The 13,787-nt window shown below is 34.8% G+C and carries 15 protein-coding genes; 5 read left to right on the top strand and 10 right to left on the bottom strand.

The genetic code is table 11. The features are described 5' to 3' along the window. Positions 1-93 precede the first annotated feature (93 nt). Positions 94-318, bottom strand: coding sequence for a YuzB family protein (locus tag JOC75_RS15965; protein ID WP_146949861.1), 225 nt, complete (start codon positions 316-318; stop codon positions 94-96). Positions 319-693: 375 nt separating this feature from the next. On the opposite strand from JOC75_RS15965, the gene JOC75_RS15960 reads away from it, so the two are divergent. Both JOC75_RS15960 and JOC75_RS15955 read left to right on the top strand, forming a co-directional pair. Then, positions 694-1,506: an RsfA family transcriptional regulator gene (locus tag JOC75_RS15960; protein ID WP_204955008.1), complete on the top strand. Its 813-nt coding sequence runs from the start codon at positions 694-696 to the stop codon at positions 1,504-1,506. Between the two features lie 294 nt (positions 1,507-1,800). Beyond that, complete coding sequence (locus JOC75_RS15955; protein WP_204955007.1) at positions 1,801-2,610, top strand: EcsC family protein; 810 nt, start codon at positions 1,801-1,803, stop codon at positions 2,608-2,610. 55 nt (positions 2,611-2,665) lie between these two features. Here the strand turns inward: JOC75_RS15955 and lipL are convergent, their stop codons facing one another. Continuing rightward, the gene (gene lipL / locus JOC75_RS15950; protein WP_204955101.1) at positions 2,666-3,511 is read right to left on the bottom strand and encodes an octanoyl-[GcvH]:protein N-octanoyltransferase; all 846 of its coding nucleotides are present in this window, start codon (positions 3,509-3,511) and stop codon (positions 2,666-2,668) included. Between the two features lie 224 nt (positions 3,512-3,735). Beyond that, positions 3,736-4,704, bottom strand: coding sequence for a phosphate acetyltransferase (pta, locus tag JOC75_RS15945; protein ID WP_204955006.1), 969 nt, complete (start codon positions 4,702-4,704; stop codon positions 3,736-3,738). Positions 4,705-5,284: 580 nt separating this feature from the next. On the opposite strand from pta, the gene hemQ reads away from it, so the two are divergent. After that, positions 5,285-6,034 (top strand): hydrogen peroxide-dependent heme synthase, encoded by a 750-nt coding sequence (gene hemQ / locus JOC75_RS15940; RefSeq protein ID WP_204955005.1) that lies wholly within the window; start codon positions 5,285-5,287, stop codon positions 6,032-6,034. 134 nt (positions 6,035-6,168) lie between these two features. Here hemQ and JOC75_RS15935 read toward each other — a convergent pair whose 3' ends face one another. After that, the gene (locus JOC75_RS15935) at positions 6,169-6,639 is read right to left on the bottom strand and encodes a GNAT family N-acetyltransferase (RefSeq protein ID WP_204955004.1); all 471 of its coding nucleotides are present in this window, start codon (positions 6,637-6,639) and stop codon (positions 6,169-6,171) included. 268 nt (positions 6,640-6,907) lie between these two features. Here JOC75_RS15935 and gerQ point away from each other — a divergent pair, with 268 nt between their 5' ends. After that, positions 6,908-7,399: a spore coat protein GerQ gene (gene gerQ / locus JOC75_RS15930; RefSeq protein WP_204955003.1), complete on the top strand. Its 492-nt coding sequence runs from the start codon at positions 6,908-6,910 to the stop codon at positions 7,397-7,399. 53 nt (positions 7,400-7,452) lie between these two features. On the opposite strand, the gene JOC75_RS15925 is transcribed toward gerQ, so the two are convergent. The 5 genes from JOC75_RS15925 to JOC75_RS15905 all read right to left on the bottom strand — a co-directional run bounded on the left by JOC75_RS15925 (position 7,453) and on the right by JOC75_RS15905 (position 11,322). Further along, the gene (locus JOC75_RS15925; RefSeq protein ID WP_204955002.1) at positions 7,453-7,824 is read right to left on the bottom strand and encodes a DUF423 domain-containing protein; all 372 of its coding nucleotides are present in this window, start codon (positions 7,822-7,824) and stop codon (positions 7,453-7,455) included. Between the two features lie 1,006 nt (positions 7,825-8,830). Next, positions 8,831-9,130 (bottom strand): hypothetical protein, encoded by a 300-nt coding sequence (locus tag JOC75_RS15920; RefSeq protein ID WP_204955001.1) that lies wholly within the window; start codon positions 9,128-9,130, stop codon positions 8,831-8,833. Positions 9,131-9,277: 147 nt separating this feature from the next. After that, positions 9,278-9,592, bottom strand: a complete 315-nt coding sequence (locus JOC75_RS15915; protein ID WP_204955000.1) for a DUF5327 family protein — start codon at positions 9,590-9,592, stop codon at positions 9,278-9,280. A 226-nt stretch (positions 9,593-9,818) separates the two neighbouring features. Next, positions 9,819-10,508, bottom strand: coding sequence for a uracil-DNA glycosylase (locus JOC75_RS15910; RefSeq protein WP_204954999.1), 690 nt, complete (start codon positions 10,506-10,508; stop codon positions 9,819-9,821). Next, positions 10,489-11,322 (bottom strand): glycosyltransferase family 2 protein, encoded by an 834-nt coding sequence (locus JOC75_RS15905; protein ID WP_204954998.1) that lies wholly within the window; start codon positions 11,320-11,322, stop codon positions 10,489-10,491. The genes JOC75_RS15910 and JOC75_RS15905 overlap by 20 nt, the downstream gene beginning before the upstream one ends. A gap of 469 nt (positions 11,323-11,791) precedes the next feature. On the opposite strand from JOC75_RS15905, the gene JOC75_RS15900 reads away from it, so the two are divergent. After that, positions 11,792-12,106, top strand: a complete 315-nt coding sequence (locus JOC75_RS15900; RefSeq protein WP_146949718.1) for a YflT domain-containing protein — start codon at positions 11,792-11,794, stop codon at positions 12,104-12,106. A gap of 119 nt (positions 12,107-12,225) precedes the next feature. Here JOC75_RS15900 and galT read toward each other — a convergent pair whose 3' ends face one another. Beyond that, a complete protein-coding gene (gene galT / locus JOC75_RS15895) occupies positions 12,226-13,752 on the bottom strand; it encodes a UDP-glucose--hexose-1-phosphate uridylyltransferase (protein ID WP_338036600.1) in 1,527 nt (508 codons plus the stop codon). Between the last annotated feature and the right edge of the window lie 35 nt (positions 13,753-13,787).

Raw genomic sequence — 13,787 nt, 5'->3', positions numbered from 1 at the left:
GTAGTAAGGAGTTTGCTCCCACTATGATGAATCCAGACGCTACTTTATTACTCAATAAAAAAATCACCTTTGTAAAAAGTCACAGAGGTGATTTTATTTTGCTAGTTTTTTTTCAATTTTCTCGATTAACTCATCTTCAGTTGGGGCAGAAACTGGGCGATTGTTTACAAAGGCAAAGGATTTCTTTCTCCCAGGACCGCAATAAGATTGACAAGCAATATCTATCTTAGCTTCTGAATCTATTTTATTTAAACGAGGAACAAGCGTTTTTATATTTGTTGCTTGGCAATCATCACAAATACGAAATTCATTTGCCATCATTATCGATCCTTTCTCAACTTTCATGGACTACTTGATACATCCTATATTCACAAAAGGAAACTACTTTTAGTTTACATTTTTGGACTCATTCAATTTTGCACTAAAAGGTATTTTACCTTTAAATAAGTCTACATGCAAGTAAACCCTCATGATTAATAACACTTTTCTATTCCATTTCCGGGTACTTTTCCCTGTTATTAAAGATTAATAATAGATTAAAAAGGTGTAAGAAAACTTTATGTTTTTAGGCATAATGAAAAAAATCTACTATCCTCTTAAGATGTTTGTATAAAACAATTGAAAGTTGTCCATGCTATTGACAGTGAAATACTACATTTAAAAAACATCTATTTATATAGGGAGTTGGAAAAAATGAAACAAAGACAAGATGCATGGTCAGAAGAAAATGATTTATTACTAGCTGAAACAGTACTACGACATGTTCGTGAAGGCAGCACACAGCTAAATGCGTTTGAAGAAGTTGGAGATAAGTTAAACCGCACATCTGCTGCTTGTGGCTTTCGCTGGAATGCAGTTGTAAGACATGATTATGAAAAAGCTCTTCAACTAGCAAAAAAACAACGCAAACAACGTATGAGAGCACTTGGAAAAGGACAACCAGTCAAAAAACAATTATTATATACACCAGATATGCCAGAAGGAGCAGAAGTTAATTCTGACGTCGATTTTGATGAACAAGAAGAACTTACTATGATGTCAGCTTTAGAGAGTCATATGGCAGAGGTTATGCCTGAAGATGAGGATGTCAAAACAAATCTATCATCTCCAGCTCCAGCACCTAAAGTAGCTCCACAACCTGCTATGAACATCAATAAAACATCTAATTTAAACCAATTTGTTCCTGCTACTGGTCGGTTAACAATGAAGCAAGTTATTTCATTTTTACAGTCCTACCAATCAAGCAATGAGCACTCTGAAGCACTTGTAAGTGAAAATAGACGTTTAAAGCGTGAAAACCAAGAGCTTTATGCCCAAAATGAGGAACTAAGTAAAAAGGTTGCAAGATTAGAACAAGACACAGTAACTGTTCAAGAAGACTATGAAACATTAATGAAAATCATGAACAGAGCAAGAAAACTAGTGTTATTTGATGAAGAAGATCGCTCTGTATCTACAACCTTTAAAATGGATCGCAATGGCAATTTGGAAAAAATGGCTGAATAAACAATTAATGGGTATATTAATAGAAACAAAAAGACGTGGAAGCTTCACGTCTTTTTATTATTAAGAAAGTTATCTGAGTGAATTTTGAAACTTAGTACATCCTAAAATCGTAAACATATACATACTAGAGAAATTTTAAAGAGTAAGTCTTGTGATTAACACTGGTATATAGTCTAAGGATGATATTTTTTATGCTTTAATCGATAAAATCAATGCTTGTAACAGTTCATTTGTATAATTTACAATTTTTCAAAAAAAGGGTCTTCAAGTAAGTATAAAAAGGCAGGGATTTAGATGGAAACTAAGGTTTGGTTAGAAACTGAGCTAAAAGGAATAGAAAGCTGGGAGAAGGACCAAAAAGGAATTTGGTTTTGGGAAAGAATTGGTAGACTTCCTTTTAAAATATTAGATAAATTAACACCAAATTTCATTCAAAAAAAGATTAGTGTTTTGCTTGATGAACTTGGTCAATTTGTACAAAATGGTGGACAATATTTAACACAGGAAAAATTAATACTAGCGAGAATTAATAAGCACTCCGAACATGAGATAACAGCTATATCTGAAATCGCCACTCTACCATTAATGACAATGGATCAAATTGGTCAAGATCTAAAAACAAATCGTAGTAATCTTGCGACAATACAGGGAGCCACTACTGGAGTTGGAGGAATCTTCACCCTAGCAATCGATATTCCCGTTTTATTAGGTTTATCCCTTAAAACTCTTCAAGAAATTGCTATTGCCTATGGGTACGATCCAAAAGATCGTGAAGAGCGAATTTTCATCTTAAAATGTCTGCAGTTTGTATCAGCTGACATTGTTGGAAAACAAGCAATCTTAAATGAGTTATCATCCTACTATGGTCAAGATAAGGCAACTAAAAGTGAGATGATATCACAGCTTCAAGGCTGGCGTGAGGTTGTTTATACTTACCGAGATCAATTTGGTTGGAAAAAGCTTCTCCAAATGGTCCCCATCGCAGGCATTCTCTTTGGCGCGATGACTAACCGCTCTATGATTCATGATATATCAGAAGCAGGGATTATGCTGTACAGAAAAAGAAGAATACTAGAAAAGCTAGACTTGGTTCAAAGCGAATAAAATGCAACGTTGCAAAGAAAGTCAGCTACCTTAAATTGATAGCTGACTTTCTTTTTTATATTTTCGAAAAAACCTTGTCATTTCGATCATTCATTCTAATAAGATTTTGTTGAAAAAGAAGCTGTTCATCAGGTGTTAATGAAGAAGAAATTATTTGCTCACTGTGATTTTTTAATGTTAGTAAAAGCTCTAACAACAGCTTTTCTACCGTTAAATCTGTTTGAAGCAGGTCAGCAAGTGATGACATTGTGCTAGGCTTTATTAAAGGAAAAGTAAACTTTGTTGAAGCACCTTTTAAGGACAGCTCGTAAAATTGTCTAATTAAATCTGCTCGATCTTCTCCGCTTTCAGATACACACAGATAAATTTGAACCGCTATTCCACCTCTAAGTCTTCTTTGAGAAATACCAGCAAACTTTTTGCCATCTATACTTAAATCATAGCTGCCAGGGCAATATGATCCAACAATTTCGCGTGCCTCTATCTTTGCTCCATGATTTTTAAACATATATTTAATTAATGCAAGCATAGCATCATAGCCTCGATTAATGTCTATACCCTTTTCACTATCAGGAAAAATAAGTGATATATTTAAAACATTTTTATCTAAAACAACAGCTAGTCCACCAGAATTCCGGACAATCACCTTGTAGCCACTTTGATTTAGAAATTCAACTCCATCCTTTAAAAACGGAAGCTTTGTATCTTGAATACCTAAAACAATTGTATCGTGATGAATCCAGGTTCTTGCAACTGCAGGAGATACAGCTTTCCCTACACTTGCACATAATGTATCATCAATCGCAAATGAATGCTGTGCATCGAATTGTGGTCCTAGGCTTGAATGATCAATATAACGCCATTGTGGCTGATGAATTAATGAAGCTGAAGAGATTAACATATTCATATTTTACTCCCATTAACAAAATAATTATCTCATTATATCATTTACGAAGGTTTATGGTAGATGTCATTATAAAAGGAATGTTTAAAGGGGATTTTTGCAAGATTTTTGGTTTGGAATAAACATATTGTTTTCACTAACCTTTGTGAACTATATAGCTTACTTGCACAATAATTTGGAGGGCCAGATCCTTTATCGGGGTCTGACCCCCCCTGTACTTTTTAAGCTTGAGCTGCAGTGATTAATGCCAATTTATAAACATCTTCTGCATTACAGCCACGTGATAAGTCATTTACAGGCTTGTTTAATCCTTGTAGGATTGGTCCAACTGCTTCAAAATTACCTAAGCGTTGAGCAATTTTGTAGCCGATGTTACCTGCTTCAAGGCTAGGGAATACGAATATATTCGCATCTCCTTTAATAACAGAATCAGGAGCTTTCTTTTCAGCTACAGATGGAACAAATGCAGCATCAAATTGGAACTCACCATCAAGAACAATAGATGGATTCAGTTGTTTTGCGATTTCAACTGCATTTGAAACTCTTTCTGTTTCTGGAGATTTTGCTGATCCTTTTGTTGAGAAGCTTAGCATCGCAACACGTGGTTCGATATTAAACATTTTTGCTGTTTCCGCACTAGCAATGGCAATTTCCGCAAGATCTTGGCTATCTGGTGAAATATTAATTGCACAATCAGCAAAAACATATTTTTCATCACCACGAACCATGATAAATACACCAGAAGTCTTTTTAATTCCTTCTTTTGTTTTAATAATTTGTAAAGCTGGGCGAACTGTGTCTGCAGTAGAATGCACAGCACCACTTACAAGACCATGTGCTTTACCTAGATGAACAAGCATTGTTCCAAAGTAGTTTTCATCTAAAAGTATTTTACGTGCATCTTCTTCCGTTGCTTTTCCTTTACGTCTTTCAACAAAGGCTGCTACAAGCTGGTCCATTTCTGGATATGTATGAGGATCTAATACTTCTACACCATCTAATGTTAAATTGAACTCATTGGCTTTACTTGTTACCTCTTGTTGGTTACCAATAACAATCGGATGTAAAATACCTTCTCCAGCTAATCGGTTAACAGCTGTTAAAATTCTTTCATCTAACCCTTCTGGAAAAACAATCTTAACTTGTTGTCCGCTCACTTTTTCTTTTAATGTCGCAAATAAATCTGACACAAAAATACCTCCCTTATTTGGTATGTGAATACCCTTCTTTCACTAGAATACTCCACTTATTCGTAATTTCAAACAATACAAACAGCTAATAACGCTTACATACGAAAGTCTTAAATTTCAAAATAAACTGAAAAATACACACACCGCTAAAAAATGTGATGATGATAATCCATTTCCACTTTTATATTTCACCAAAAAATGTAAAGTTACTCTTATTGGTGATTATTTTGTTTTAGTCGGTCATATAAGCTGATTACTAAGCAGTTCAAAGTACATTGTTCTTTTGCAAATGGCTGATTTCTTATACTTCGTTTTTTTATCTAAGTACAAATTAGTACTTAATATAGTCTTGTTGAATCTTTCTTTCTCAGAGTTGGTTGCTATAGTGGAATGGAACGGATTTGCTACGATATTAAAAACGCTCTTCAGAAACACCATCCATAATAACTGTTTTTTTTAAAGTTATTAAAACTTAAGTATATCTCTATTAACTTTCAAGTTTTATTCACAGAGATGTATGGACAAACTATGATATAGTAAAAGTGTATCTATAATGATTTTTTATTAGGAGTGAATATAAATGAGTGAAGCAGCACAAACACTTGATGGTTGGTATTGTTTACATGATTTTCGTTCAATAGATTGGTCTTCATGGAAGCTCTTAACTAATGAAGAACGACAAGAAGTAACCAACGAATTTTTAGGCTTACTTGAAAAATGGAATGTAACAGAAAATAATGAGCAAGGCACACACGCTCTTTATTCAATTGTTGGTCAAAAAGCAGATTTTATGATGATGATTCTACGTCCAACAATGGAAGAGCTTAACGACATTGAGCTTGAATTTAACAAAACAAAGCTTGCTGAATTTACCATTCCTACATACTCATATGTATCTGTTGTAGAGCTGAGTAACTATTTAGCTGGAGAAAGCAACGAAGATCCATATCAAAATCCACACATTCGCTCAAGGCTATATCCGAAGCTTCCACAAGCTAAATACTCATGCTTTTATCCAATGGATAAGCGTCGCCAAGGTGATGATAACTGGTATATGCTTTCAATGGATGAGCGTAAAGAAATGATGAGAAGTCATGGTTTAATTGGACGTTCATATGCAGGGAAGGTAAAGCAAATCATAACTGGCTCTGTAGGCTTTGATGACTATGAGTGGGGAGTAACACTTTTTGCTGATGATGTACTACAATTCAAAAAGCTTGTATATGAAATGCGTTTTGATGAAGTAAGTGCACGCTACGGAGAGTTTGGTTCATTCTTTGTTGGAAATCTATTAAGTCCAGAAAAATTAGATTCCTTCTTTCATGTTTAATAGGCTTTAATGTTTTTCGAAGTGTTCACTTTTGAAAAATATTACTCTTGGGCTAAATTATGAGATGTAAACGGACGACTCAGAAGGATTTTCAATAATCCTATCTTTATGAGTCGTCCTTTTTTTGATGTTTCTTAACCGATATTTTTTTGATAGCAGTCAACTTGTTTGCCATTTTTAAAAGGCTTCGTTTCAACATAATGAAATCCTCTTGACTCCCAGAATGTCTTTGCCTGTTTATTTCCTCTCAAAATCCCTATGCGAATAGCAGTTCTTCCCGTTTCCTTTACGTGATTTTCATATAATTGATAAGCACTTTTTCCATAGCCTTTTCCTTGCTCGTCTCCCCTTATCATTAATAATCCAAGCCAGGGATATTTGTCTTTTGGATTTTCATCTATATAATCCACTATTCCTACATATCTATCTTCAATTTTAATAAAAAAGCTATGAGTCTGTGAATTTAGAAATTCTTCTTTTAATTCTTCATTTGATCGTAGCTCGTTACCGTTTTCTAACACGTTATATTTTTTATTTGACGAAACAATTTCGTGTACAATATGTAATTTTTCTTCTGACACTTTCTCAAACATAACAGAAATCATCTCAAATCCCACCTTATAAATTTTACTTTAAATGGCATAAGTTGTTTTTCCTATACATACCTATGAATGAGCAAAGATTGAAAAAAGAGCCCTTTTGCTACTATCAATAACCTTAGCAAAAAGGGTCGTTTTAGAAAATGGGTTTATTCCTTCTATCGGCTCAACGTTACAATTCATTGAATTCTGGCTGCTACAAATCACTGTTTTTACTCTCCAGAACAATCAAATTGTCCTGGTGTACATTAAATTTTCAGGGAGGGTTTTTATAATGACTAACAAAAGATTTCAAGCTCAACCTTATGATATGACTGGTGTGCAAGGTGCTCAAGGTACTCAAGCAACACCACAGCAACCGATGCAGCAGCAGGGAGTAGGTTACCAACCTTATGCTACATATGCGTATCCAGGTCAATACACTGCTCAACCAGGTTATCAAGTGCCACAATTTCCACAACAACAAGGGATTGCTCAAAACATCCCAGGTATGCTTCCTCTAGAGGAGTCTTATATTGAGAATATTTTACGTTTAAATCGCGGTAAGATTGCAACAGTTTATATGACTTTTGAAAACAATCGTGAGTGGAATGCTAAAATTTTCAAAGGTGTGATCGAAGCAGCTGGTCGAGATCATCTTATCCTAAGTGATCCACAAACAGGAATGCGTTATTTATTGTTAATGGTTTACTTAGATTATGTAACATTTGACGAAGAACTACAATACGAGCCTCAATATTCACTAGCATCTTATCAACCAAGATAATGTGAAGGGTAATAAAAACAAAGGCTGACAAATCATGTCAGCCTTTGAAAGTATTATAGATATCGTACAGCTACATATCCTAGCAAAATCCATCCAGCTAGAAATGATAGTCCCCCTAATGGTGTGATAGCTCCTAAAACACTTATTTGTGTGATACTTAACACATATAAGCTTCCTGAGAATAAAATGATTCCGATTAAAAACAACCATCCTGCGGTAGTTAATAAGCCTACATTTGTAAGTTTATCTATTAGAAAAGCGATAACAAATAAACCTCCAGCGTGGAACATTTGATAGGTAACACCAGTTTGCCATATTTTTATGTATTTCTCAGGGATTTTCCCTTCTAGCCCATGTGCACCAAAGGCTCCTAAGGCTACTGCTAAAAAGCCGTTAATGGCACCTAAAATAAGAAAAAGCTTCATTGTTGTTACACACTCCTTCCTTGTATCTTCCTCTTTCATCTTACCTTACATGAAATGTTTTTCAACTTATTAATTTTGATGGTTTTATGAAGAATGATTGATGATCATTGCTAAATACAGTATAAAATATTTTAGGTAGTAATTAGTTCGTTTCATTTCGCTCCAGAAACTTGCTTTCCTCTGCACCCGCAGGAGCCAAATTTCTTCTGCTCCATTCCACTATGGTGGATTATTAAGGAATAAGCTTTGGATAAAAAAGCCTTCTAAGAATTGATGTCACTAGACTTTTTAATGAGTTAGTTTTTGATAAGCAGTTAAAGGGTGAAAGAAAATTAGTACGTATTTTAGATCGAACTTAAATCGTTTCATTTCGCTCCAGAAACTTGCTTTCCGCGGGGAGGAAGTCGAGCTTCCTCGGCTTTGCCTGCGGGATCTCGACCTTTCCTCTGCGCCCGCAGGAGTCAAGTTTCTTCCGCTCCATTCCACTATGGTGGATTATTAAGGAATAAGCTTGGAAAACCTGCCTACAATAATATTTAAGACTATTTCATGTGTAGAACAAAATCTAGTACCCTGAACACCGCATCTCATTTTCTAAAGCTAATATTTATAGTTAAAATAGTACTTTTCTTTTTATATCTTAAATCATTTAGCTATAAAAGTAGATTGCATCTTCTTTGAAAATCGACGGTAACCATTTTCTCATTAATTAATAATATTTTGTACCTTTATCCTTATTCTAACCGGCTTTCTAGCTTTGCCTTTTTTAATTTCAAGATAAGTTCATTAACATTTAATAATATAGCTACTCATGTCCTTCATCGGGGAGGAATGCGAGACCCCAGCCGTGGAGTCTCGCATCCCTCCCCAGAGAATCTTGTGACCGCAGCGAAAAGGAACAGTCTTGGTACAGAATGAAAACTGTTTCCATCAATAAAAAGACTGTAGACAATCTTGGGATTGTCTACAGTCTAAGAGCCTTTTTTGTTTGATCGTGAATGTTTGTTTATCGGTTTTGAAGATACACTTTTAGGACATCTTCTACTCTTTGTTTGTCTGCTCCGGCTTTTATATAGTAATGATCTCCGTCTACATAAGAGTCGAATTGATTGATGCCTTCATTTTTTAAGAAATCATCTATATCTTGAACAGATTCTTGTGCTGTTAACAGGAACTTCTGTCCTATATAATCTTCATTAACATAAACGTCATAGCGATCTTGAGCTATTTTTGTTCCTGATAGATCATCAAATAATCCCATAAAAGATCTACCTCTGCCTACATCGAATAAATCATCATATGCCATTTTCCTAACCTCCTCACAATATTTATTATCATTGTGTCCTGATTAGGTTATATTATGATGGATTTCTCTGGCTGGTTTACTTTGTTATGGAAATAGTTAATTATCTTTAAAATTCAATTAGTCACTGTCGAATTTTTAACTCATTTGTTAAAAATCAAATAGTGAATCACCATTTGCCCCTTCTTCTTTATAGGAAGAAGACTCGGGTTTTTGCTTCGTGTCAGTTGGAATATTTCCCATCATTTTTTGAAGCTCCGCAGGATTGATTTGACTGGAATTAGGTGAAACTATTTGTGATGCTGATATAACTGATTGAGCTTGTGTTTTATTTTCGACAATCAAATCACAAAGTGACTGAATGATAAGAATATGTTCTTTTATATGATGCTCTGAGGTGCTTGTTTTCGCTTTTTCTATTTCGTCCTGCATTTTTGTTAATATTTTTGATACATGTATATTCACTTAATTCCCTCCAAATAGTAGAGCTATTTTCTTTTCATCTCATATTTTAAGCATGACATTCCAGATGATTGTTTTACCGTAATGGCTGGCCTATTTGCAGATTTGAAGCCATATGCACGACAGCCATTAGGAAATCTGGAATCCCATGTTACATAGAAGTGCTTACACTTTACGCAATTTATAGGTGCTTCATTCATGTATGATAACTCCTTTACCATCATTTCCTTTATTTTGGATGAACATCCGTTAAACACCAATCAATTTCACCAAGATTTTTTTTCTTCAAAAAATCATTTGCTCTTGAAAAAGGCTTACTTCCAAAAAAGCCTTTTCTTGCTGCAAAAGGGCTAGGATGTGCTGATTCAATAATGAAGTGCTGTGGTGAAGAAATTAAGTGTTTCTTCTTTTGAGCATGTTTTCCCCATAAAATAAATACAATTGGCTGCTCTCGGTTATTCAGTAAAGATATCACTTCATCTGTGAATCTCTCCCACCCTTTATCTTTATGAGAATTAGGTTCAGCTTTTCTAACTGTTAAAACAGTGTTTAACAGTAGAACACCTTCTTTCGACCATTTTTTAAGTGAGCCACTTTGAGGATAAGGAAAACCAAGGTCCTCCTTTAATTCAATAAAAATATTTCGTAGTGAAGGAGGTAATTTAACATCAGGGGAAACGGAAAAACTTAGCCCTTGTGCTTGTCCTTCTCCATGATAGGGATCTTGACCTAAGATGACGGCTTTTACAGCATTGTAGCTTGTTATATTTAAGGAGGTGAAAATATCCTCCTTTTTAGGGAATATTGTATGCTCATCATACTCTTTTTCTAAAAAACTCATTAGCTCTACAAAATATTCTTCATTGAATGTATCTTTAAGTAGCTTCCGCCAATTTTCTTCAATGTGATGGTGTAGCATCATTAACCTCCAATTTAGCTAAACGAGAAACGAAGGGCTTACCGTCCCAAACAATGTTTGTTTTTGTTTCTCTTTGCTTCATATAAGGCTCTTCTAATAGAACGAAGAAGTTTTTTGTAGGCAAGTCACCCAGATCATGCTTTTCACATAATTTATCTAAATACAGCTTTCGTTTTTCATTCAATTCTGCTGACTGATTATTGCCATTTTCAGAAAAGGCATAAATAACGCTAGCAGTTGGAACACGCTGTATGTTACATACTTTAGCTGCCCGAAGAATAAAATCCCAATCCCAATAATTATGAACCTCAGAATCAAACAAACCAATTTTCTCGTGTACATTTTTTTTATACACACTACCTGATGGTATATATGTGGAAAACTTCCTCATTTCTTTTATATCATACTGATAAGCAAATGTTCTTCTAGACAAAGGATAACGAGTTTGGCCTTGTATCTCAAAAGCTACAATTTCAGCATCAAAATAAATAAAGTCAGCTTCGCGCAAATACAATTGTGCTTGCTCAATATGATTGGCTACTATCATATCATCATCATCACAAAGCATAATAGCATCACCAGTAGCTTGTTGAACACCAATGTTTCTAGCTTTAACATGCTTAACATTTTCAGTTAGTTCAATTGTTTTTATCGGTAGTTCTTTATATAAATCAACTAAAGCAGCAACACTTTCTCCACCATCATTCACAATGATCACTTCATGTGGTAATACGGTTTGCTTTGATATCGATTCTAAAAGCTCGCCTAACTCTAAAAGTCTATTATATGTTGCAATCACAATTGATATTTTCATAATGTCATCACCTTTTCAACATTCTATTCTCTATTTTAACAAAGGTAGCAGAATCTTTAATAGGAAAAATCTTCTGCAGCACTGAAAGCCCTATAAATTTAACGCAACAGATTTTAAATTTTGGCTCTGTTAAACTTTGTTGTTGATTTCCGTTTCAGGCATTCGCTTTCCGCGGGCGGTCCGGGAGCCTCCTCGTAAGCTGCGCGCCTGTGGGGTCTCCCTTTGACACGCTTCTCCCGCAGGAGTCTCATGTATTCACCTCCAATCAACAATGTGCTAAAAATCAACATTAACCTTTAACATAGCCTAAATTTTTATTCAGCTCAACTAGAGGAAATCTACTTTCCTCATGCTTTCACATCAACAGGATTTACAAAAACAACTTACAACAAGCACATTAATCTATTGAATAATGTTTCATCACACAATGCAGGGGAAATATAACAGTATATAAAAGGAGAGGATAAGAATGAAAACATATGTAGTTGAAAATGGTGTACAAGCTAATGAAATGATATCTGTGTTAAAAGCTGAAGGATATTCAAAAGATGAAATTTATTTATTCGCACATGATCTTACTCGTTCAAAGCATTTAACAGAACATACAGATACAAATGATATCGGTCTAACAGAGGAAGGAATGTTTGATAAAATCGCAAGGGTGTTCCGTTCAAGAGGAGAAGATCTTCAAATCAGAATGGCATCTATTGGCGTATCACTAAGTGAAGCAGTCAGACTTGAAAAAGAATTAGATGAAGGAAAAGTTGTAATTGTGGCCCAGTAATTTAATACTATAAAAAAAACCTCCTTACTAACGTAAGGAGGAACATACATATATAAAGATTAGGGGGGATTACTAGCATTATCGCCAGCATAGGATTATCTTATACTAGTATTTTTAATTTATTTTACGTTCTTTTGTAACGTCTCTGTAAATCGTTGAAATGCTTGCTGACCTTCTTCGTCACGTTTAAATACACCTGCATGCTCTAAAATAGTAGCAAACACTTTTCCGACTTCTTCGAGTAGTATGTTATAGCTGTTTTCCTGACTAAGCTCTGGGTGCTTTTCTTTTATGCTCTTAGCCCAATCATAGTGTTTTTTCAATTCATCATCTTCTAAAATAACAGCAGGAACATTTTCTTTTGGTAGTTCATTAGCTAACTGCTTAAGCTCATCAAGCAGTCTTCCCGGTAATACCGCTAAACCCATAACCTCAATTAACCCAATGTTTTCTTTTTTGATATGATGTACTTCTTGATGCGGGTGGAAAATGCCTAATGGATGTTCATCATTTGTACGATTATTACGTAAAACAAGGTCAAGCTCGTAAAGCTCGCCTCTTCTTCTTGAGATTGGTGTAATCGTGTTATGAGGAGTTTCTCCTGTAAACGCATCAATCTCAACTGTTGGATCGCTATATTTTTTCCATTCATTCAATATATCTTCAGCAGCTTGGATAAGGTCATCTTTATTTTCACCTGAAAGCCTAAGAACTGACATTGGCCATTTAACAATACCTAAGTCAATTGATGGATATTTGCTCAATTTAAATCTGTATTCTGCTTTAGCAACTTCCATTGGAAATGTATGATGTCCACCTTGGAAATGATCATGACTTAAAATGGATCCACCTACTATTGGTAAATCAGCATTCGATCCAAGAAAATAGTGAGGATACTGCTCAACAAAATCAAGGAGCTTATGAAAAGTACTTTTCGAAATTTTCATTGGCTTATGTTGACCTGCATACACAATAGCATGCTCATTATAGTATACATAAGGAGAAAATTGTAAAAACCACTGCTCATCCTGTAGTGTTACAGGGATAATTCGATGATTTTGTCTAGCTGGATGATCTAAACGTCCTGCATATCCGACATTTTCCTTACATAATAAACAAGATGGATACTCACTTTTTTGTAGCTCACGAGCAGCTGCTATTGCTACCGGATCTTTTTCAGGCTTTGATAAATTAATCGTCATTTGCAAATCGCCATACTCAGTACTTACAAGCCATTCCTCATTTTTCGCAATCCGATCTGTTCGAATGTAATGAACATTCTTCGAAAATTGATAAAAGGCTTCTGTTGCCTTTTGAGGAGATTCTGAATGAAAAATTTCATTAAATTGGCGTATAATTTCACCTTGTGTGCCGACTAAACAACCCATTATCTTTGTATCAAGCAGATCTCGGTAGGTAACTGTATTATCCTTTAATAGGTTGTTTTCAGCAGCCCAATTCAGGATATTTTCCAAAATCGTTACTGGAGAATCTAGATTTTCATCCGGTATTATCATAGGTTTCACGTCATTCAGTTGTAGAACCTCAAGTATTTTATTACGAGTAAGATCAACGTCCCATTTAGAAATCAGCTGCTTTTTTTGCCCAAATTGCAGTAGCCTCTCAATCTCATGCTCTATATTTATAGACAATAATATCATCTCCTCGTATTTTGATAGTG

The organism is Metabacillus crassostreae (assembly GCF_016908395.1).
Lineage (GTDB): Bacteria > Bacillota > Bacilli > Bacillales > Bacillaceae > Metabacillus > Metabacillus crassostreae.
Note: the sequence above shows the minus strand (reverse complement) of the source record. Positions and strands in the feature narration are given on the sequence as shown.